Annotated in this window: 16 protein-coding genes and 3 tRNA genes; 13 read left to right on the forward strand and 6 right to left on the reverse strand. The window is 67.4% G+C overall.

Annotated features, from left to right (window positions below; genetic code table 11):
- Positions 1-5: 5 nt before the first annotated feature.
- The 4 genes from Q8Z05_RS10030 to Q8Z05_RS10045 form a co-directional block, all read right to left on the reverse strand.
- Positions 6-1400: a C40 family peptidase gene (locus tag Q8Z05_RS10030; protein ID WP_305943309.1), complete on the reverse strand. Its 1395-nt coding sequence runs from the start codon at positions 1398-1400 to the stop codon at positions 6-8.
- Positions 1401-1669: 269 nt separating this feature from the next.
- Positions 1670-2590, reverse strand: coding sequence for a cation diffusion facilitator family transporter (locus Q8Z05_RS10035; protein ID WP_305943310.1), 921 nt, complete (start codon positions 2588-2590; stop codon positions 1670-1672).
- 14 nt (positions 2591-2604) lie between these two features.
- A complete protein-coding gene (locus Q8Z05_RS10040; protein WP_305943311.1) occupies positions 2605-3033 on the reverse strand; it encodes a metallopeptidase family protein in 429 nt (142 codons plus the stop codon).
- A gap of 9 nt (positions 3034-3042) precedes the next feature.
- On the reverse strand, positions 3043-4035 hold the full coding sequence (locus tag Q8Z05_RS10045; protein ID WP_305943312.1) for a DMT family transporter: 993 nt from the start codon (positions 4033-4035) through the stop codon (positions 3043-3045).
- Positions 4036-4221: 186 nt separating this feature from the next.
- Between Q8Z05_RS10045 and Q8Z05_RS10050 the strand changes: the two genes are divergently transcribed.
- The gene (locus Q8Z05_RS10050; protein WP_305943313.1) at positions 4222-4569 is read left to right on the forward strand and encodes a VOC family protein; all 348 of its coding nucleotides are present in this window, start codon (positions 4222-4224) and stop codon (positions 4567-4569) included.
- Between the two features lie 40 nt (positions 4570-4609).
- Here Q8Z05_RS10050 and Q8Z05_RS10055 read toward each other — a convergent pair whose 3' ends face one another.
- On the reverse strand, positions 4610-5491 hold the full coding sequence (locus Q8Z05_RS10055) for an ArgP/LysG family DNA-binding transcriptional regulator (protein WP_305943314.1): 882 nt from the start codon (positions 5489-5491) through the stop codon (positions 4610-4612).
- A gap of 69 nt (positions 5492-5560) precedes the next feature.
- On the opposite strand from Q8Z05_RS10055, the gene Q8Z05_RS10060 reads away from it, so the two are divergent.
- The gene (locus tag Q8Z05_RS10060) at positions 5561-6163 is read left to right on the forward strand and encodes a LysE/ArgO family amino acid transporter (protein ID WP_305943315.1); all 603 of its coding nucleotides are present in this window, start codon (positions 5561-5563) and stop codon (positions 6161-6163) included.
- Between the two features lie 19 nt (positions 6164-6182).
- Here the strand turns inward: Q8Z05_RS10060 and Q8Z05_RS10065 are convergent, their stop codons facing one another.
- Entirely contained in the window at positions 6183-7217 is a 1035-nt protein-coding gene (locus tag Q8Z05_RS10065) for a PHP domain-containing protein (protein WP_305943316.1), read from the reverse strand.
- 162 nt (positions 7218-7379) lie between these two features.
- Here Q8Z05_RS10065 and Q8Z05_RS10070 point away from each other — a divergent pair.
- The 11 genes from Q8Z05_RS10070 (at position 7380) to Q8Z05_RS10120 (ending at position 20613) form a co-directional block, all read left to right on the forward strand.
- Positions 7380-7452 (forward strand) — tRNA-Glu (locus tag Q8Z05_RS10070).
- A gap of 95 nt (positions 7453-7547) precedes the next feature.
- Positions 7548-7621 (forward strand) — tRNA-Asp (locus tag Q8Z05_RS10075).
- Positions 7622-7669: 48 nt separating this feature from the next.
- A tRNA-Phe gene (locus tag Q8Z05_RS10080) sits at positions 7670-7745 on the forward strand.
- A 482-nt stretch (positions 7746-8227) separates the two neighbouring features.
- Entirely contained in the window at positions 8228-9313 is a 1086-nt protein-coding gene (locus tag Q8Z05_RS10085) for a LacI family DNA-binding transcriptional regulator (protein ID WP_305943317.1), read from the forward strand.
- Positions 9314-9391: 78 nt separating this feature from the next.
- Positions 9392-11071: an ABC transporter substrate-binding protein gene (locus tag Q8Z05_RS10090; protein ID WP_305943318.1), complete on the forward strand. Its 1680-nt coding sequence runs from the start codon at positions 9392-9394 to the stop codon at positions 11069-11071.
- Between the two features lie 97 nt (positions 11072-11168).
- Entirely contained in the window at positions 11169-12146 is a 978-nt protein-coding gene (locus Q8Z05_RS10095; RefSeq protein WP_305943319.1) for an ABC transporter permease, read from the forward strand.
- Between the two features lie 12 nt (positions 12147-12158).
- Positions 12159-13187 carry an ABC transporter permease gene (locus Q8Z05_RS10100; RefSeq protein ID WP_305943320.1) on the forward strand — a complete coding sequence of 343 codons (1029 nt, stop codon included), beginning with the start codon at positions 12159-12161 and terminating at the stop codon, positions 13185-13187.
- Positions 13184-14137, forward strand: a complete 954-nt coding sequence (locus tag Q8Z05_RS10105; protein ID WP_305943321.1) for an ABC transporter ATP-binding protein — start codon at positions 13184-13186, stop codon at positions 14135-14137. Before Q8Z05_RS10100 ends, Q8Z05_RS10105 begins: the two co-directional genes overlap by 4 nt.
- A complete protein-coding gene (locus Q8Z05_RS10110) occupies positions 14134-15174 on the forward strand; it encodes an ABC transporter ATP-binding protein (RefSeq protein WP_305943322.1) in 1041 nt (346 codons plus the stop codon). Before Q8Z05_RS10105 ends, Q8Z05_RS10110 begins: the two co-directional genes overlap by 4 nt.
- Positions 15171-16745 carry a glycoside hydrolase family 32 protein gene (locus Q8Z05_RS10115; protein ID WP_305943323.1) on the forward strand — a complete coding sequence of 525 codons (1575 nt, stop codon included), beginning with the start codon at positions 15171-15173 and terminating at the stop codon, positions 16743-16745. Before Q8Z05_RS10110 ends, Q8Z05_RS10115 begins: the two co-directional genes overlap by 4 nt.
- Positions 16746-16872: 127 nt before the next feature.
- Positions 16873-20613, forward strand: coding sequence for a glycoside hydrolase family 32 protein (locus tag Q8Z05_RS10120; protein WP_305943324.1), 3741 nt, complete (start codon positions 16873-16875; stop codon positions 20611-20613).
- The last annotated feature ends 151 nt before the right edge of the window (positions 20614-20764 follow it).

Below are 20764 nucleotides of genomic sequence, written 5' to 3' on the forward strand. Positions count from 1 at the left end.
GCCGGCTAATACCGCGCAACGGTGGGGTGCAGCTGCATCCCGGCCATCCAGGCCAGATCCGTCACCGTGATGCCGTCGTCCGGGCTGAGGGCCTGGACCACCCGGCCGCCGCCGAGGTAGATGCCCACGTGGTAGAAATCGGGCGCAGATCCCCAGACAAGGAGGTCGCCCGGCTGTGCCTGCGAGAACGGCACGTGCACGGGTGCCTGCGCGTACTGCTGTGCCGCGGTGCGGGGAAGGTACTTGCCGGCAGCGGCGAAGGCGTTCTGCACCAGCCCGGAACAGTCGAACCCGAGCGGACCGGAGCCGCCGTACTTGTAGAAGTACGGGGACCCGACCTTGCTGAGTGCCACCGAGATGGCGGTCTGGTTTGAGCCGCCCGGGGACGGTGCTGGAACCGGTGCCGGAGCGACAGGCTGGGGTGCCGCGGGCGCCGGCGCCGCTGGAGCAGGAGCCGGCGGCGCGGGCGCCGCTGGAGCAGGAGCCGGCGGCGCGGGCGCCGCTGGAGTAGGAGCTGGCGGCGCCGGGGCGGGTGCGGCGGGCCTGCCCTGCGCGGTGGAGCCCTGCGTCGCCGCGCCGGATGCCGCTGCGGCAGTGACGGCCGCCAGCCGTTCCTGGGCGCGTTGGCGGTCCAGGGCATCAACCCGGGCGGACTCGAGGGCCACCGTGGTGTTTTTCAGGCTGGCAAGTTGGTCCACCAGGACGGTCCGCTGGGCCTTCGCCTCGGACACGGCCCTGGCCTGGGCGGCGTTGGCGCGTTCGGCGTCCAGCTTGCGGTCTTCGGCCGACCTGGCCGCGTCATCCGCGGCCCGGTTGGCGTCCTCCGCAGCGGCCGTCAGTGACTGGGCGGCGGAGGCTGCGTTGTCGGCCGCCTCGAATGCCCGGCTGCGGCTGGCGGAGATGGCCTCAAGCGTGGCGGCCTGCTTGAGCACTTCGCCGTTGCCGCTGACGAAGGTGCTGAGCGCAGGATTGAGGCCGCCGTTTCGGTACAGGTCACCGGCCAGCTGCCCCACCTGTTTGCGCGTCTTTTCCTGTTCGGCCCCGGCGGCAGCCGCTTTCGCCGCAGCGAGGGTGGCTGCGTCCCGGCGGAGCTCGAGCGTGACCAGGGCGTCGCCGTAGGCGTTGTTGGCCTGCATGGCGGCAGCAAAGCTGGCTTCCTGGGCCGCGGCGGCGTCGGCAAGGATCCGGTCGATCCGGGTGACCTGGTCCGCCGTCGCGCTTTCGCTGGCTTTGGCTGCCGCGATCTCTTCGGCGGAGGGGATCTCCGGCGACGCCGGAACGCTGACAGCGGCCACGGAGCCCGGCAGCGGTGCGGCGCCGGCGGGCAGGGCGAGGGATCCGAGGAGTACGACGGCGGTGCACAGCACAGCCGCTTTGCGGCCGGATCCGGTCAAACCCATCAAGTTACCTCGCAGCAGTCAGGCTGGAGTGAGCGAGGAGTTGAAGATTGTCACCCGTGATTTTCACAGGTAGATGCCCCGCCGCGGACACCCAGCAGACACGAGGCTACGTGCCAGGTTGCAACTTTGGCAACACTGGTCACATCAATAACATAAACAACAAGCATGTGATTCGGTCACATTGAGGCACGGCGTGTCGGGATTCCGGGGGCTTGCGGTCAGACGGGATTCTGCGGGCAGGCTGGATGCGGGCCCCCCGCTTCCCAGGCTCAGGCGTGCTGGTGGGACTCGTGCTCGGAGTGGCTCACGGGTTCCAGCTGGAAGGTGCAGTGTTCAGTGTCGAAGTGGGAGCCCAGGCAGGTGCCCAGCTTGTCCAGCACCTGGTCGGCGCCGCTGGCACTCAGCACGGCGTCCTCCACCACCACGTGGGCGGAGAAGACCGGCATGCCGGACGTGATGGTCCAGATGTGGATATCGTGCACGGACACCACGCCCTCCACGGACAGGATGTGCTCGCGGATCATCTGGACTTCCACGCCCTTCGGGGTGGCTTCCAGGAGCACGTCCACCACATCGCGGAGCAGGTGCCAGGCGCGGGGGAGGATCATCACGGCGATGACCATGGATGCGATGGTGTCCGCCGCCTGGAAGCCTGTCAGCATGATCACCACCGCGGCGGCAATGACAGCGAAGGAGCCCAGCAGGTCGCCGAGGACCTCAAGGTACGCGCCGCGAACGTTGAGGCTCTCCTTCTGGGCGCCGCGGAGGATCAGCAGGGACACCACGTTGGCCACCGCACCCAGGACGGCGGCGTAGAGCATCACGTCGGTCTGGACCTCGGGTGCAGAACCGATCCTCCGGACGGCCTCAGTGAAAATCACCACCGAGATGACAATCAGCACCAGCGCATTGGCGAGGGCGGCCAGGACTTCGGCGCGCTGGTACCCGTACGTCCGCAGGTCGCTAGCGGGCCGGGTGGCGATCCACGCCGCCAGGAGCGCGATGAAAACGCCGGCGGCATCGGACAGCATATGGCCGGCGTCGGCCAGCAGTGCCAGGGAACCGGAAATCACCGCGCCGATGACCTGGATCAGGACCACGGCCAGCGTGATGCTGAGGACGGCGATCAGGCGCTTGCGGTGCTTGCCGGTGGCCGTGATGCCGTGCGAATGGCTGTGGTCGTGTCCCATGCGTACAAGGCTAACTAGTCCCAGCCGAGTTCGTGCAGCCGTTCGTCGCTGATGCCGAAGTGGTGGGCAATCTCGTGCGTCACGGTAATGGCCACCTCCTCGATGACTTCCTCACGGGACGAACAGATTTCCAGGATGGGCTGGCGGTAGATGGTGATCCGGTCCGGCAGCGATCCCGCTCCCCACCAGGCATCGCGCTCGGTCAGCGGCACGCCTTCGTAGAGTCCCAGCAGCACGGTCTCCGGGTCCTCGCCCGGCTGCGGGATGTAATCGTCCTCGATGAACACCGCAACGTTGTCCATGGCCCGGGCCACTTCCGGCGGAACGCGTTCCAGGGCGTCGCTGACGGCCGACTCGAAGTCTTCCTCGGTCATGGGGAACGGAACATGATCGTCCGCGCCGTCCGGGACGATCGGCAGGCCGGGCGGCAGGTTGGCGGGCATACCAGCACTCTAGCGGGATTTGCGCCGCGTCAGCCCCACTCCCACCAGGCAGATCGCGCCGCCCACAAGCCCCCACATGGTAGGCACTTCGCCGAGCACCAGCCAGGAGATGAGGATGGTGGTGCCGGGGACCAGGTACGTGGTGGCGGCCAGCTTTCCGGCGTCGATGAGGGACAGGGCGTAGGCCCACGTGGTGAACGCGATGGCCGTCGGGAAGATCCCCAGGTACACCAGCCCGAGGGTGGCCGGAAGCGGGGCCGCCTGGAGTTCGGCCACCAGCTGTCCGCTGAACGGCAGGCAGCAGGCTGCGCCCACCATGATGCCGAACCATGTGGCCTGAGCCGCGGGGAACTTCCGCAGCACCGGCTTCTGGACGATCACGCTGACGGCGGCGAGCACGGCGGCGAGGAGGCAAAGCAGCACGCCGGCCACATCCGCCGTCGAACGCTGGCCCGAACTGAGCGCAATCACGGCGACGCCGGCGAACGCTATCAGGCTGCCGATGATCAGCCAGCGCGGGAAGCCTTCCTTGAGCAGTACGCCCGCCATCACGGCCACCAGGATGGGGTTGACGTTGATGAGCAGGGCTGCGGTGCCGGCGTCCAGCAGGTGTTCGGCGGCGTTGAGGGCCACGTTGTAGCCGCCGAACCACATCACGCCGTAGGCGAGGATGGGCCACCACTCCCGGCCCCGGGGCAGCATCCGGAGCTTCGGCAGCACCACCACGCCAAGTACGACGGCGGCAATCGCCAGCCGTCCCAGCGTCAGGGAACCGGGCGAGAAGCTTGGCCCCACGGCGCGGATGCCCACAAACGCGGAGGCCCACAGGACCACCGTGATAACGACGGCGGCGACGCCGAGCTTGTTGACCGGTGTCCTTCCGGACGAGGTGCCGGCGGCGGACGCTGTGCGTTGGGTCAGAGGTTGCGGACTGGGTGCGTGCGGAGACCCTTCGTGGGAGCCTGCGGACGGCGTGGGGCCGGATTCGGCGGTGGTTGCCATGCTGCCAATCTAGCCCGTGCTGCGGCGGTGCAGCTGGCGGAAATCGGCCACGTCTAGTCGAGATCCTGCCAAAGTTTGCGAGTTGCCCAAGGAGCGCAAGTCCAAACGGGCGCGACCTAGAATCGAGCCAACATGTCGAAAACGTCCATCCCGTGACTGGCAGGTCATGGATGCGGAAGGAGTCCCATGAATCCGATCACGCCGAGAATTGGCACGGTCTTTGTTCCGGTCAGCGATGTGGAAGCTGCCAGGGACTGGTACTGCCGGCTGCTGGGTGTACCGGCCGACGGTGAGATTCTCTTTGGCCACCTCTATGTACTGCCGGTCGAGGGTACCGGGCTCGTCCTGGACAGCAGGATCTACTCACGGGACGCCGTTTTCAAGGTGCCCGCCTTTCATCTCGACACCCAAGACGTCCAGGCAGCGCACGCCTATGCAGTTGAACTGGGCGCCGATCCGGCGGCCATCCAGTATGGGCAATGGTTCAACTTCCGGGATCCTGACGGTAATGCCCTGATGGTCTGCCAGTGCTAGCGTTCTGCTCCGCTGTGGTGTGCTTGCGTAGTTGTATCGTTCACCTCAGCACGCGCGCAGCGTCCTGGATGGCGCCGGCAACGCCGTCCAGCACCGCCGATCCGTAGCGCCACTGCTGCCAGTGCAGCGGGACGTCCACGAAGGATTTGGCGGCCAGGGTCTGCAGTGTTCCCTGGTCCAGGTCGTCGCCGATTTCGAGCTCCGGGAGCAGGCCCCACCCCATCCCGAGCCGGATCGCCTCGCCGAACTCGTGGGCCGCAGGCACGTAGTGGCGCGGCGGCTGGAGGGATTTGCGGCTGAGCCGCCGCAGGTAGCGGTCCTGAAGGTCGTCCTTGCGGTCGTAGATGATGACGGGGGCCTTTGCCAGCGATTCGGCCGTTGCGCCGCCGTCGAGCCAGCGTGCCGCGAACACCGGCGTGCAGACGGGAAGGTAGCGCATCACGCCGAGCCGGCGGGACGTGCAGCCGGGGGCCGGCTTGGCGGTGGCGGTGATGGCAGCCGCCGCAGCGCCGCTGCGGAGGAGCTCCAGCGAATAATCCTGGTCCTCGCGCAGGATTTCCAGCTGGACCGTCCCGGCCACGGCAGCCAGCCCGGCGAGTGCCCACGTGTGCAGCGAGTCGCTGTTGATCACCAGCGTCAGCCGGGTGTCCGGGTGCGCGGTGCCCGGCTGCAGTTCATCGGCGAGGTCCGCCGACAGCATCTCAAGCTGACGGGCGAAGCGCACCACGGCCTGGCCGGACTCCGTGAGCTCAATCGGCCTGGTCCTCCTCAGAACGGGACGGCCCACCGCGACCTCCAAAGCGCGGATGCGCTGGCTGACGGCGGAAGCCGTGACGGACAGGTGGCTGGCGGCGGCGTCGAAGCTTCCCTGCGAGACGATGGCCGCGAGCGTCCGGGCCTGGTCGGGATGAATGTCGATCATTAGCTGATCTTATCTCCCCAAAGAATCTTTAACTGGTTTCATGATCTTCATCCACCTACCGTTGAAAGCGTGATCCTTCCCGTGCTTTCAGGCCTGGCCAGCGGCCTGTCCCTCATCGTCGCCATCGGCGCCCAGAATGCCTTCGTCCTGCGCCAGGGCATCCAGCGCTCGCATGTGGCCCTTGTCATTGCCGTCTGCGCCGTCTCGGACCTCGTACTGATAATCCTCGGCGTCGCCGGCATCGGCGTCCTGATTGAGCGGGCGCCGGGTGTGCTCGACGTGGTGCGCTGGGCGGGAGCCGCATTCCTGGCGGGCTACGGCGCCCTCGCCGCCTGGCGGGCCGTCCGCGGCCAGGCGCTCGGGCAGCTCGGTCCGGCGCGTGCTGCTAGCTGGATGGCCGTCCTGGGCACCGGGCTGGCCTTCACCTGGCTGAACCCGCACGTGTACCTGGACACTGTGCTGCTGCTCGGGTCCCTCGCCAGCACCCACGGCCCGGACGGCCGCTGGTGGTTTGCCGCCGGAGCGGGCGCGGCCAGCATCGCGTGGTTCACGGCCCTGGGGGTCGGCGCACGGTTCCTGGCTCCGGTCTTCCGGCGCCGGAGCGCCTGGCGCATCCTCGACGCCGCCATCGCCGTCGTGATGTTGACGATGGCAATATTCCTGGTGAGCTGAGCATCACTGCCCAGCCGTACTACTTTCCGCGCCCCGCCCACTCCAGCAGCCGGCCCAGCGGCCAAGTGGTCACGATCCGTTCCGCGGGAACTCCGTTTGCCGCAGCGCGGGCTGCGCCGTACTGGAGGAAATCCAGCTGACCCGGGGCATGGGCGTCACTGTCGATACTGAAGAGGCAGCCCGCATCGAGTGCGAGCCGGATCAGGTCGTCCGGCGGATCCTGCCGCTCGGGGCGCGAATTGATCTCGACGGCCACATCCTGTTCCGCGCACGCCGCGAACACCCGCTCGGCGTCAAAATCGGATTGAGGCCGCGTTCCCCTGGAACCCTGGAGCAGCCGGCCCGTGCAATGGCCGAGGACGTTCATGTGCGGATCGCTGATGGCGCCCAGCATCCTGGCGGTCATGGTGCTCCGGTCGGAACGGAGTTTCGAGTGGACGCTCGCCACCACAACATCCAGGCGGTCCAGCATGTCCGCGGACTGGTCCAGGGTCCCGTCCTCCAGGATGTCCACCTCGATGCCGGCCAGCAGGCGGAAGCCTCCGCCGCCGTCGTCGTCGAAGCCGCTGTTGATGCCCGCGACAATATCCAGCTGCTCCGTGAGGCGTTCGGCGGTCAGCCCGTTCGCGATTTTGAGGCTGGGGGAGTGGTCCGTCAGGGCGAGGTACTCCCGGCCCAAGGTGCGGGCGGCGTCCGCCATCAGTTCAATCGGGGACCCGCCGTCGGACCAGTCGCTGTGGCTGTGGAGGTCCCCGCGAAGTGCGGAGTGCAGTTCGGCGCCGCCGTCTGCCAGCGGCTGCTGCCCGCGCTCCCGGAGGCCCTCAAGGTAGTCGGGGACGGCGCCGTCGACCGCCTGCCGGATCACCTCGAAGGTTCGGTCCCCGATTCCCTTCATGCTTTTCAGCCGGCCGTTGCGGGCGCGGGCGGCAACATCTTCCGGATCCAGGGCGGCGATGATGCCGGCGGCCTTCCGGAAGGCCTGGACCTTGAACGTGGGGGCCAGTTCGCGTTCCAGCCAGAACGCGATCTCATTGAGGGCGGCGACGGCATCCATCAGTCCATCTTGCACCGAATCTTGCACCAGTGCGGTGCCGATTTTGGATATTCCCAAGGTCTGCCCTACACTTTTATAGTCCAGTTCGGAGCAACTCGAAAGGGCGGAAACGAAAGGCTTCGGCCCTTTATTTTTGCCCTGAATGAGCCGGATTGAGTTCAGGCCCCCATCGTCTAGCGGCCTAGGACACCGCCCTTTCACGGCGGCGGCACGGGTTCGAATCCCGTTGGGGGTACGCAAGGAAGTGGTCAAACCGGATGAAAAAGTCTGGTAGGCTAAAGGCCTTGAAAAATTGCAGTAGCGATACTGCAGACAGCAAGAAAATAGCAAGGCCCTGTAGCGCAGTTGGTTAGCGCGCCGCCCTGTCACGGCGGAGGTCGCGGGTTCAAGTCCCGTCAGGGTCGCTCTGAGCGCCGGAAGAAATTCCGGTTCTCAAGGTGACATGTCACCTAGGCTCTGTAGCTCAGTTGGTAGAGCGTTCGACTGAAAATCGAAAGGTCACCGGATCGACGCCGGTCGGAGCCACCACTGGGAAGCATCAGTTCTTCGGAACTGGTGCTTTTCTTCTTTAAGCGCATTTGCCGCCGGCTGACTGGGCCTGCGTCACCTATGGCGGAGCCTGGCAGCCTCCCCGCCCATGCAGTTTCGACGCGCAAATGTCCCTGTGACGCGCAAATGCTCCCGCGCCCCCCGTATTCCGGTGTCGCCGGGTAATTTGCGTGTCGCCAAGCGATTTGCGACTCGTGAGGATCAGGCCGGGCCGTATCCCGTGGTGATATTCCTGCGGCTCGGGCCCCGCACCGCGGAAGGGGCCCAACGGGCCCCCACGCAACGGGCCCCAAAAGTCGCCCGCGGGGGAGTAGGCCGTCCCGCGGGAACTTCCCGAAATTGCCCGTTGACAGCAACCAAGTAACGCGCGTAACCTAAATCACACGCTCGAAGTAACGCGCGTTAGTAAAAGATCCCAACTGGCCACGGCGGCCAGTCCCGGCAGGATTTCGGAGCATTCGATGGCGAACAGCACCCCCACAGCGGCGGGCACGGCTCAAGGGCGGAAGCCTGTCGCGGCCACTGCCCAGCGCGGTGTCACCATGGCGGACGTGGCCAAGGCTGCCGGTGTATCCCGCACCGCGGTGTCCTTCGTCCTCAGCAACCGCGGGAACGCCAGCATTTCCGAGGAAACCAGGCAGCGCATCCTCGAAGCCGTCCAGGCCCTCGGGTACCGGCCGAACGCCGGAGCCCGGGCCCTCGCCTCGCAGCGCAGCGACTGGTACGGCATCGTGACCGAGATTGTTACGGCACCGTTCGCCGTCGACATCATCAAAGGCGCCCAGGACCAGGCCTGGCTGGACCGCCGCTTCCTGCTCATCGCGCCCTCGGACCAGGCCGACGCTGCAGGGCCCAACCGGGGCATGGAAGACGCCGCAATCGAGAAGCTGCTGGAACAGCGGGTCGAAGGGCTTCTGTATGCGGCCACGTACCACCGTGGCGTGCATGTCCCGAAGATCGCCAGGGAGGTGCCCACGGTCCTCATCAACTGCTTCGATGCTGACGGAATACTGCCCTCGATCGTCCCGGACGAGCGCGCCGGCGGCCGTGTCGCCGTCGAACGTTTGCTAGAAGCCGGGCACCGGCGCATCGGCGTCATCAACCTCGACCCGGACATTCCCGCAGCCGTCGGGCGGCTGGAGGGGTGCCGCGAGGCGCTCGCCGCCGCCGGGCTGGAACTGGACCCGGAACTGGTCGTGAGCGGGCATGCGACGGCGGACGGCGGCTACGAGGCCGCGTGCCGGATCCTTGACCGGAAGAACAGGCCCACCGCGCTGTTCTGCCTCAACGACCGGATGGCTATGGGCGCGTATGACGCCATCAAGGAGCGCGGGCTCGCCATCCCCCAAGACATCGCCGTGATCGGCTTCGACAACCAGGAACTCATTGCGGCCTACCTCAGGCCAAAACTGACCACGGTTGCGTTGCCCTTCGAGGAGATGGGTGCGCTGGGTGTCCAGACACTCGCAAGCCTTACAGCCGGACAGCCGATCACCGCACATCAGCAAATGGTCGACTGTCCGCTGCTAGAACGCTATTCAGTCTGACGGCAAATCAACTACTGAACAGCAACCCCAACCACACCTTCACCTTCAACAGCGAAGACGAGGAAAGAGATATCCATCATGACACAACCACGATTCCTGAGGTCTGCCCGCATCGCGGCGGCCGGCCTGGCCATAGGCGCTTTGGCGCTCACGGGATGCTCCGCCACTGCGGGCAACAGCGGGTCCGCCAAAGCTGACGCCTCGGCCCAAAGCGCGCTCCTGACCATTCCCCGCGAGGACATGGGCACGTTTGTCCGCAACTTCAACCCGTTCGCCCCCACCGTGGCGCCCATGACCCAGCAGGCCATCTACGAGTCCCTGCTCATCTACAACCCGGCCAAGGGTGACACCACCCCGTGGCTGGCCAGCGAATGGACAGCGGCAGAGGACGGCAAGTCCATCACGTTCACCCTCCGCGACGGCGTGAAATGGTCCGACGGCCAGCCACTGGTTCCGGCCGACGTGGTCACCACTTTCGCCCTGCAGAAAAAGATCAAGGGCGGCTACGACTACCTGGACACGGTGACGGCCGAGGGCACCAACCAGGTGAAATTCAGCTTCAAGACGGCCTGGTCCCCGGCACTGTTCGACCTCGGCCAGCTGAGCATCCTGCCGGACCACGTCTGGTCCAAGATTGCGGACCCGGAGAAGGACGCCAACGAAAAGCCGGTGGGCACCGGACCGTACACCGAAGTGGACACGTTCCAGGCCCAGTCCTTCGTGCTGAAGAAGAATCCCAACTACTGGCAGCCGGAGAAGCAGAAGATCGCCGGCATCAAGATGCTCGCGTTCGCCGGAAACGACGGCGCCAACCTCGCCGCCGCCAACGGCGATGTGGACTGGGCTCCGCAGTACATGCCCAACATCGAGAAGACCTTCATTTCCAAGGACCCGGACCACCGCAAGTACTGGTTCCCGCCCACGGGTTCCATGATCAACTGGCAGCTCAACACCGCCAAGGCCCCGTTCAACGACACGGACGTCCGTAAGGCCCTCAGCATGGCCGTGGACCGTGAGCAGGTCACCAAGATCGGCATGAGCGGCTACACCAAGCCGGCGGACTGCACCGGCCTCTCCGGGAACTACGAAACGTGGAAAAACAAGGACGTCCAGGACAAGTGCGACTGGACCAAGCTCAACGTCGATGAGGCCAACAAGCTCCTGGACAAGGCCGGCTACCCGAAAGGCTCGGACGGCAAGCGCACCTTGAAGGACGGCAAGCCCTTCGAATTCAAGATCTCCGTGGGCGCAGCGTCCTCCGACTGGCTTTCCGTAGCCAACGTGATCGCGCAGAACCTCGCCGAGGTGGGCGTCACGGCCAAGGTTGATTCCCCGGACTGGGCCGCCGTCGTGGCAGGCTACGAGACCGGCGATTTCGATTCGGGCATTGTGTGGAGCGCCAACGACCCCAGCCCGTACAAGTACTTCGCCGGCATGATGGGTACCGCCACGGTCAAGCCGGTGGGGGAGAAGACCTTTGAGAACTACCACCGCTTCGGCGACCCCAAGGCCGACGCCCTGCTGACCGAGTTCGCCGCCGCCGCTGACGAGGACACCCAGCACGACATCGTGGACAAGCTCCAGGAGGAGTACAGCGCGGTTGCCCCGGCCATCCCGCTGTTCGCCGGCCCGGAATGGGGCGCCTACAACAACACCCGCTTTACCGGCTGGCCCACGGAAGAAAACCCGTACGCCACCCTGTCGGTCCGGGCGCCCACCACGGTGCTGGTCCTGACCTCGCTGGAACCGGCCAAGTAGGGCCCCGCAGGCCTCCCGCCAAACTGCACACCCGGCGCTGTTCCCGGCGCCGGGTGTGCTCCCCAAACTTTCCGCACTTCCCGAATGGAGGGAAACCGTGCGCTTTATCCTGCGCCGCCTGGGTTTCTACCTGATCGCCTTCTGGGTGTCCATCACTTTGAATTTCCTGCTCCCGCGCTTTATGCCGGGGGACCCCGTATCCCGCATGTTCGCCCGCACCCAGGACCGCATGCAGCCCGAACAGATCGAGGCCCTGCGCAAGCTGCTCGGCGTCGACGACCGGCCCATCTGGGAGCAGTACGTCGACTACCTGCACAACATGATCACCGGCCAGATGGGCGTCTCCATCTCCCGCTTCCCCACCCCGGTCACCGAAGTGATCGCCTCGCAGGTGGGCTGGACGCTCCTGCTGGGCGGGACCGCACTGGTGATCGCCGCCGTCGTGGGCAACCTGCTGGGCATCCTGGCCGCCTGGCGGCGCGGAGGCGCCATTGACTCCGCGCTCCCTCCGATCCTGATCTTCATCGGGTCCTTCCCGTACTTCTGGCTCGCCATGGGCGCGCTGTACCTGTTCGGCGTCACGCTGGGCTGGTTCCCCATCCGGCATGCGTTCAGCGACACCATTGAGCCCGCCTTCAGCTGGGAGTTCATGTCCGACGTCGGGATGCACCTGGTGCTGCCCGCCCTCACCATCGTGCTTGTTTCGGTGGGCGGCTGGATGCTCGGCATGCGCAACACCATGATCGCCACCAACGCCGAGGACTACATCACCATGGCCGAAGCCAAGGGCCTCCGCCCGGGCCGGATCATGTTCCGCTACGCCGCCCGCAACGCCATGCTGCCGTCCGTCACCAGCTTCGGCATGAGCCTGGGCTTCGTGGTGGGCGGCGCGCTGCTGACCGAGGTGGTGTTCGCCTACCCCGGCGTCGGCTACCAGCTCCTCAACGCCGTGCAGGGGCTGGACTACCCGCTGATGCAGGGCCTCTTCCTGACCATCACCGCGGCCGTGCTGCTGGCCAACTTCCTGGTGGACATCCTCTACGTCCGCCTCGACCCGCGCGTGCGCGCCAACTAGGAAGGACGGACCATGACCACGTCCATCGCAACCACCGCTTCCACCGTTCCGGGGGAGACCCTCGCCGGCGTGCCGGGTAACGCTGGCGGAACGCACGACGGCGGCGCCGGGCTCCCGCCCGAAGCCTCCGTCCGCAGACCCAACCGCAGCCTGCTGCACGGGCTGCTGACGAACAAGAAGGCCATGACCGGCGCGGCCATCCTGTTCATTTTCATCGCCCTCGCGCTCCTGGCCCCCGTCCTCTACCCGGACAACCCCTCCAAGATCACCGGCATGGCGTCCCAGGAGCCCGACGCCGAATTCTGGCTGGGCACCACGGCCAAGGGCCAGGACGTCCTGGCCCTGACCATCCACGGCGCGCGCAGCTCGCTGCTAGTGGGCCTGACCGTGGGCTTCGCCTCCACGTTCATCGGCATCCTGGTGGGCCTGGCCTCGGCGTATTTCGGAAAATTCATCGACGAAGCGCTGTCCCTCACCACCAACGTGTTCCTGCTCCTGCCGGGGCTCCCGCTCCTGGTGATCCTGGCCGCGTTCCTTCCGCCCGGCCTCGGCACCGTGATCCTGGTCCTGGTGGTCACCGGCTGGGCCGGATCCGCACGGGTGCTGCGCTCGCAGGCCCTGTCCATCCGTTCCAAGGACTTCGTGGCTGCGGCCGTGGTCACCGGCGAACGGCCCCTGCGGATCATGTTCCGCGAGATCCTGCCCAACATGGCCTCGATCGTCATGGGGACGCTCCTGGCCTGCATCATCTACGGCATCGGCGCGCAGGCAGGCCTGGAGTTCCTGGGCCTGGGCGACGTCAGCACGGTCTCCTGGGGCAACAACCTCTACTGGGCAGGCAACGAAGGCGCCCTGCTCACCGGCAGCTGGTGGGTCTTTATTCCGTCCGGCCTGTGCATCGCGCTGGTGGCGTTCTCGCTGTCGCTGATCAACTACGCGGTGGACGAGGTTACCAATCCGCGCCTGCGGAAAATACAGGTGCGGAAGATTCGCAAGCCCGCCTCCAAGTCAGCCAAACCCGGAAAGCGAGCATCGGCATGACCGTCTCCCAGACCTCCTTTGGTTCCCACGAACCGGTCCTGGACATCAAGGACCTCACCGTGAAGTACCGCGGCGACACCCGCTCCACCACCGCCGTCGACCGCGTGTCCTTCAGCATCGGCACCGGCGAAATCTTCGGCCTGGCCGGGGAATCCGGCTGCGGCAAATCCACCATCGCCAACACCATCATGCGGCTCCTGCGCGATCCGGCGGAGATCGCCGGCGGCAGCATCAGCTTCGGCGGCAGGGACGTCCTGGCCATGGGCCCGGAGGAGCTGCGGCGCTTCCGGTGGCAGGACGTGGCCATGGTGTTCCAGTCGGCCATGAACTCGCTCAACCCGGTGATGACCATCGGGGACCAGATCGTGGATATCTACACCACCCATGCCGGCTACACCCGGAAGGAGTCGCTGCGGCGGGCTGCCGAGCTGCTGGAGCTGGTCCGCATCGACCCCGCCCGGCTGACGTCCTACCCGCACCAGCTCTCCGGCGGCATGCGGCAGCGCGCAGTCATTGCCATGGCCGTGGCGCTCAAGCCTTCGCTGCTGATCCTGGACGAGCCCACCACCGCGCTGGACGTGGTGGTGCAGCAGGAGATTATGGCCCAGATCAAGGAGCTGCAGCGCGAACTGGGCTTCTCCGTCCTGTTCATCACCCACGACATGTCGCTCATGGTGGAGCTTTCGCACCGGATGGCCGTGATGTACGGCGGCCGGATCGTGGAGACCGCCAGGGCCAAGGACATCCACGCTGCCCCGCTCCACCCCTACACGCAGGCGCTTATGGGTGCGTTCCCTCCGCTCACCGGACCCCGTGTTCCCCTGACTGGCCTGGCCGACGGCGTGAAGTTCAGCAACATCGCCGACCTCCAGGAAGCCTCGCCCGGGCACTTTGTTTCGCCTCTTCCCCAAGACCAGAAGGCCGCCGTCCTCCAAGGAGCATCATCATGAGCGCGCACACAGAAGCTCCGGCCCTCGAGGTGAAGGGCCTGGTCAAGGATTTCTCCAGCGGCGGCCTGTTCTCCCGCGCCTCGGTCCGTGCCCTCGGCGGGGTGGACCTTGCCATCCGGAAGGGCGAAATCGTGGCCCTCGTGGGGGAGTCCGGGTCCGGCAAGAGCACCCTGGCGCGCTGCATTGCCCGGCTGGATAGGCCTACCGAGGGGCAGATCCTGCTTAATGGCACAGACGTGCTAAAAAGGGACCGCTTCCAGGCGTCCCGGGAATACCGCTCTCAGCTGCAGATGGTGTTCCAGGATCCGTTCGGCTCGCTGAACCCGGTGCACCGGATCGAGCACTTCCTCACCCGTTCACTGACCCTGCACGGCAAAGCCGGGACGCCAGTCCAGCTGCGCACCCGCCTGGATGAGCTGATGACCACCGTGGGCCTCACCCCGGACATGCTCAACTCCTACCCCCACGAACTCTCCGGCGGGCAGCGGCAGCGCGTGGCCATCGCCCGGGCACTCGCTGTTGAACCCGACGTGATCCTCGCGGATGAACCCACGTCAATGCTGGATGTCTCCGTGCGGATCGGCATCCTGAACCTGATGCGCCAGCTGCGGGACCAGAAGGGCATTTCCATGCTCTACATCACCCACGATCTCGCTTCGGCCCGCTACCTGGCAGACCGGATCGTCGTTATGTTTGCCGGGGAACTCGTGGAGGAAGGCGAATCGCTTGACCTGCTGGCCAACCCCGCCCACCCCTACACCCGGTTGCTGGTTTCGGCCGTGCCGGACCCCGCCCGCACCGGCTCCTACGATCCCCGTGAGCGTGCGGCACTTCGCGCAGCGGTGATGGAGTCGGCGTCGTGCGCGTTCGACGGCGACGCGGAGCAGCGCTGTTCCGCCACCGAACCCGTCCGGCACCGGGTGGGCGATCCCGGCCACGAACACTGGGTGCGCTGCCACCTCTACCGGCCCCCGGCCACGGCGGCAAGCCACGCGCTCTCGGTCGAACCCCTCACAGAAAACAAGGCTTCCGCATGACTGAACTGACCCACCCCCTGGCCACGGTGCCGCAGGACGAACTCGTGGGCCGCGCCGAGGCAGACCCGCACCGGCCGCGCTTCCACTTCGTCTCGCCCGCCGGCTGGCTTAACGACCCCAACGGTGTCAGCCAGTGGAACGGCACTTACCACCTCTTCTACCAGTACAACCCGGCGGGCGCCTTCCACCACCGCATCCTGTGGGGCCACGCCACCAGCCCGGACCTGGTCAACTGGACCGACCAGCCCGTGGCGCTGGAACCGTCCGAGGGGCCGGACGCCGACGGCTGCTGGTCCGGGGTGCTGGTGAACGACGGCGGTACGCCCACGCTGGTGTACTCCGGCCGGCACGGGGCGCGCGAACTCCCCTGCGTGGCCGTCGGCTCGCCGGACCTCCTGAGCTGGACCAAGGCACCGGAAAACCCCGTCATTCCGGCGCCGCCGGCCGGCGTGGACATCACCGCCTACCGCGACCACTGCGTGTGGCGGGAAGGTGCTCGCTGGCGCCAGCTCGTGGGGTCCGGCATCCGGGGCCGCGGCGGTACGGCGTTCCTGTACGAGTCCGCCGACCTCCGCCGCTGGGACTACATCGGCCCGCTGTTCATTGGCGACGCCGCCTCCGGGGATCCGGCCGCCGCGGACTGGCAGGGCACCATGTGGGAATGCGTGGACCTGTTCCGTGCGGGCGGCGGGGTGCTGGGTGATCCGGTGCCGGGTGACGAAAGCACCGGCCCCGAGGCCAGCACCGACGTCCTGGTCTTCTCTGCCTGGCACGACGGCGACACCCGCCACCCGCTCTACTGGACCGGCCGCTACGCCGGGGATTCGTACACGCCGCGGGACCTCCACCGGCTGGACTACGGCGGCCGCTACTTCTATGCCCCGCAGTCCTTTGCGGACGAGTCCGGTCGGCGGATCATGTTCGGCTGGCTGCAGGAGGGCCGGACGGATGCCGCGATGGTGGAGGCCGGCTGGTCCGGCGTCATGAGCCTGCCCCGGGTGGCCACCCTGGATCCGGACGGGGGGCTGGCCTTTGCTCCCGTTCCCGAGCTGGAATCGCTGCGGCGGGACCACGTCCGCGTCGGTCCGCGCACTCTGGGCGGCAGCGAGATCCTGGCCGGGGTGTCCGGAAACCAGCTGGACCTGGAGTTGGACCTCGAACTGGAGCCGGGGAGTGTCTTCCGGCTGGGCGTGCTGGGAAGCGGCCGGGGTCAGGACCCTGAACCAGCCGAGGAAACGCTCATCGAGGTGGGCTGCGAGGTGGGCAGCGGCGGGTTCGCCCAGTCGTATGTGCTCCTGGACCGCTCCCGCAGCAGCCTGGACCGGACCCTGGACACCGGGCAGAAATCCGGCCCGGTGAACCTCCCCGGCGGCAGGCTCCACCTGCGCGTGCTGGTGGACCGCTCGGCGCTGGAGATCTTCGCCAACGGGAAGCCGCTGACCGCGCGCGCCTACCCGACCCTCGGTGGCGAAGCGGTCCGCCTCTCAGCCGCCGGCACGGTCCGGCTGCTGCGGATGGACGCCTGGCGGATGGAAGGAGTCTTCGTCGGCCCCCGCCCGCTGTTCCCCTGACATCACACCCCTGACATACCCGTCGATTGCTCCCCAACGGCCCTTTTGGGGCTCCATAACGGCCGTTACGGAGCAGTCGATGGGTCCAATCCACCCGAAGCACTATCCGAGATCAAAGGCGATCTGAATGTCCACAAGGTTAGTTGCAGGCTTTACCGCGGCCGCCCTGGGCCTTGGCGTCCTGGGTGCCGGCTCTGTCCTCACCCCGGCCATGCTGGCCTCACCCGCCCAGGCCGTCCCACCAACAGCTCCGATCACGCTGGGCAGCACCACCAGCCCCTTGCCGGACACGGTGCCGGTCAGCGGAAGCTGGACCCGGACGTCCGACGGCGGGCAGACCGCCGTCGCTCCCGCGGACCACAACGCCGCCGCCATCAGCGAACAGCGCATCGACGGCACTGCAAGGTACACCGCGGACGTCACCGTGGACTCCGGCAGCCCCTACGCCGTGGGGGCGCTGGTGTTCCGCGGCGCGGCCGATGCCAGCAGCGGCTACGCAGCCACCATCGATCCGAACCTGGACCGGGTCCGGCTCTTCGACCTGGCCACGGGGGAGGACGTGGCGCCGCCGGTCCCCGTGCCGCTGGACACGGGAAGAGCGTACTCCGTGGACATCCACGTGGACGGTGCGCGGATCTACGTGGCAGTGGACGGCGTTGCCCGAATCGACACCTCGGACCAGCGGTACCAGGGCGGCCACGTGGGCCTGCACGCCTACAACGGCTCGGTGAGCTTCAGCCAGCCCCGGGTCCGCACCGTCGACGCCAACGTCAGCGGCTGGCAGGCGGACGGGACCGGGTGGACCGCCACGGCCACGGGCTTCCGGGGTGCTGCTCAGGATGGCGCCAACCTCAGGGCAGTCGCCACGGACCAGGCGCCCCGGGTCACGGACTTCACGGCCGACATCCAGGTGACGTCCGCGTACGCGGTGGGCGCCGTCCTGTTCCGTGCCAACGGCGCAGGAACCGCCGGGTACGCCGCCGAAGTGGACGCCAACGCCGGCAGGCTGCGGCTCTACCGGATCGAGGACAACGCCACCCTGGGCACCTACGCCACGGACATCACCGTCAACGCGGTGTACCGGCTGCGGGTGACGGCCGACGGCGGGCAGCTCGCCGTGCACTGGCAGACCGACCTGCTGGACCCGAACGGCTTCGCCCCGGCCATCACGGCGGCGGACACAGCCCATGGCTCGGGCCACGTCGGCCTCCTCGCCTTCAACGGCACCACCCTGTTCCAGGGCATGACACTCAAGGGCCTGGACACCTCCCTGCAGGGCTGGCGCACCGCCGCGGGCAGCTGGGAACCCGACGTCCGCGGCGTTCGCGGCGCGTCGGACGGCCTGCCTGCGGGCGCGGACGCCGCGCGTTTCGTCCCGGCGGTAGCGTCCGACGTCGTCGCGTCCCTGGACTTGGACGTCGCCGCCCCGGCAACAGCCGCCGTCGTGGTCCGGAGCGCGCCGGACGGCACCGGCGGTACCGAACTCAGGGTGGACCCGGGCGCCGGGACGGTGCTTCTGGCAGACCGCGGCACGGGAACCGTCCTCGCCAGCGGGGCCGTGCCTCCGGACAGCTTCGCGACTGGGCAGCTGAACCGCGTCCAGTTGACCGTCCGCGGGGCGCAGGCCACGGCGCTGATCAACGGCGTCCAGGCCGTCTCGGGACCCGCCGGATTCGCGGCAGGCACCGGTTTCGGGCTGCGCGCCAACGGCGGGGGTGCCTACTTCCAGAACGTCCGCGCGGACGACGTTGCGACGTACATGAACGGCCTCTACCAGCCTGGCTACCACTACAGCCAGAACTCCGGGAACAGCTCCGACCCCAACGGCCTGGTGTATTTCGACGGCGAATACCACCTCTTCCACCAGGACCGCGGACGCTGGGCACACGCCGTCAGCAGCGACCTGCTGCACTGGAAGCAGTTGCCCATCGCCCTGCCACATTTGGCGGCGGGTGAGTCGTGGTCCGGCTCCGCGGTAGTGGATGCCACCGATTCCAGCGGACTGTTCGACGGCGGGCAGGGGCTTGTTGCGTTCTACACGAGCTTCAACCACGATGCCCCCAACGGCAACCAGTCCGTGCGGGCGGCCTACAGCAAGGACCACGGCCGCACGTGGTCAATCGTGCAGGCCCCGCCCGTGGTGGAGAACCCGGGCGGGCCGGGCGGCAGCTGGGACTTCAGGGACCCGAAAGTCACCTGGGATGCCGCCGCCGGCAAGTGGATCATGGTAGTGGCGGGCGGTGACCACGTGCGTTTCCACACCTCCACAGACCTCATCAACTGGACGTTCACCAGCTCGTTCGGCTACGGCGACTGGGTCCGCGGCGGGGTCTGGGAATGCCCGGACTTCTTTGAACTGCCGGTGGACGGCCAGTCGGGCATGAAACGCTGGGTGCTCTGGTGGAGCACGGGTGCCGTCAGGCCCACCAACGGCTCGTCGGCACAATACGTGACGGGGACGTGGAACGGGACAACCTTCAGTCCGGACACCGGCCCGGAGCAGGTGCTGCAGGCCGATTCAGGCCGTGACTACTACGCAGCCATGAGCTTCTTCGGCGCTCCGGACGGTCGGCGCATCATGCTGGGCTGGATGAGCAACTGGGACTATGCCTTCAGCCCGCCCACCGGGCGCTGGAACGGGCAGTTGAGCGTCCCGCGGCAGCTCGGCCTGAAGGACATTCCGGGCTCCGGGCTCCGGCTGGCGCAGGAGCCGGTGGCCGAACTGGCCGGGCTGCGCACGTCCACGTGGCAGGCGTCGGACATCACCGTTACGCCCGCATCAGCCAACCCGCTGGCCGCAGCCTCGGGGCGGTCCTTCGAACTGGAAGCCGAGGTGGCAATCCCGTCCTCCGGCGGTGCCTCGGCCTTCACCTTCGGGCTTCGGAAAGGACCGGCCGACGACGCATCCGGGGGCACCGCCCAGGAAACCCTGCTCCGCTACGAGGCAGGCTCCGGCGCCATGACGCTGGACCGCGGACAATCCGGCCGGAAGGACTTCACCCGGTACTTCGCCGGAACCGGTGCGGACAACTCCGGCGCACCGTGGAGTTCCGAGACCGTGCCGGCTTCCGGCGGCGGCACCGAGCGGCGGGTCAGGCTGCGGGCGCTGGTGGACGCATCCTCAGTTGAACTCTTCGGCGGAAACGGCACGGCAGCCATCACGTCCCTGGTGTTCCCGGATCCGTCCTCCACCGGGCTGTCCTTCAGCACCAGCGGCGGCAATGCCCGGCTGGTGTCCGTCAAAGTCCACCAGCTGGCGGACACCTCGCGCCTTACCGCCGCGCCGCCGTCGGGCGTCCTGCCGGCAGCTGCCGGCGCCGCACGTCACAACCTGGGTTCCTACTCCGTGGTTCCCGGAGGCCGCTGGGAAAGCACCGGGGCCGGGCTGGCCGGCACGTTCGACAAGGATTCCACTGCCATGAGCGCCGCCACGTACTCGGACGTCCGCGTGGCTGCCACCGTACGTTTCGGCGGCGGGCCCTACGCCGGGGCCATGCGCTCCAGCGACCAGGTGCCGGGGCGCGGCTACGGCGGCGCCGGCTCGGTGCTGCTGCGTGCTTCGGACGACGGCGCCACGGCGTACTACGTCAACCTGGACCCGAACCTGCGGCTTGCCCGGATCTTCAAGCTGCAGAACGGAGTGTTCAATCCCGCCGGCAGCGTCCTGGCCAGTGTCCCGCTGCTGCTCAGCCACGGGGTCAGTTACCGGCTGGAGGTTGCGGCGGCGGGGGAGCGGCTGACCGTGAAGCTCGACGGCGCCGACATCCTGTCCGTCGATGACGCGTCACTGTCCTCCGGCAAGGTGGGAGTGAACGTCTTCGACGGCCGGGCAGCCTATCAGGATGTCCTCGTGACCAGCTCGGGATGAAGGGCGCGGGGCCCGCAGCGGAAGGTGAATTGCGCGTGGCCGGAGGGTGACATTTCACACTAAAGCAGATTTATGATGCAACATTTGACTCGCAGAATTGGCTGTGGCACGCGCGCGCAATGGGCAATGTAAGCGCTTGCACTTTCGGAGC

Source organism: Arthrobacter oryzae, assembly GCF_030718995.1.
GTDB classification, from domain to species: Bacteria; Actinomycetota; Actinomycetes; order Actinomycetales; family Micrococcaceae; genus Arthrobacter; species Arthrobacter oryzae_C.

Bases quoted from the DNA above. Each gene is read 5' to 3' on its own strand.
- Q8Z05_RS10035 (WP_305943310.1), bottom strand. From the start codon at position 2,590: ATGGGACACGACCACAGCCATTCGCACGGCATCACGGCCACCGGCAAG.
- Q8Z05_RS10105 (WP_305943321.1), top strand. From the start codon at position 13,184: ATGACCGTCTCCCAGACCTCCTTTGGTTCCCACGAACCGGTCCTGGAC.
- Q8Z05_RS10045 (WP_305943312.1), bottom strand. From the start codon at position 4,035: ATGGCAACCACCGCCGAATCCGGCCCCACGCCGTCCGCAGGCTCCCAC.
- Q8Z05_RS10030 (WP_305943309.1), bottom strand. From the start codon at position 1,400: ATGGGTTTGACCGGATCCGGCCGCAAAGCGGCTGTGCTGTGCACCGCC.
- Q8Z05_RS10065 (WP_305943316.1), bottom strand. From the start codon at position 7,217: ATGGATGCCGTCGCCGCCCTCAATGAGATCGCGTTCTGGCTGGAACGC.
- Q8Z05_RS10110 (WP_305943322.1), top strand. From the start codon at position 14,134: ATGAGCGCGCACACAGAAGCTCCGGCCCTCGAGGTGAAGGGCCTGGTC.
- Q8Z05_RS10115 (WP_305943323.1), top strand. From the start codon at position 15,171: ATGACTGAACTGACCCACCCCCTGGCCACGGTGCCGCAGGACGAACTC.
- Q8Z05_RS10085 (WP_305943317.1), top strand. From the start codon at position 8,228: ATGGCGAACAGCACCCCCACAGCGGCGGGCACGGCTCAAGGGCGGAAG.
- Q8Z05_RS10055 (WP_305943314.1), bottom strand. From the start codon at position 5,491: ATGATCGACATTCATCCCGACCAGGCCCGGACGCTCGCGGCCATCGTC.
- Q8Z05_RS10090 (WP_305943318.1), top strand. From the start codon at position 9,392: ATGACACAACCACGATTCCTGAGGTCTGCCCGCATCGCGGCGGCCGGC.
- Q8Z05_RS10040 (WP_305943311.1), bottom strand. From the start codon at position 3,033: ATGCCCGCCAACCTGCCGCCCGGCCTGCCGATCGTCCCGGACGGCGCG.
- Q8Z05_RS10120 (WP_305943324.1), top strand. From the start codon at position 16,873: ATGTCCACAAGGTTAGTTGCAGGCTTTACCGCGGCCGCCCTGGGCCTT.
- Q8Z05_RS10050 (WP_305943313.1), top strand. From the start codon at position 4,222: ATGAATCCGATCACGCCGAGAATTGGCACGGTCTTTGTTCCGGTCAGC.
- Q8Z05_RS10100 (WP_305943320.1), top strand. From the start codon at position 12,159: ATGACCACGTCCATCGCAACCACCGCTTCCACCGTTCCGGGGGAGACC.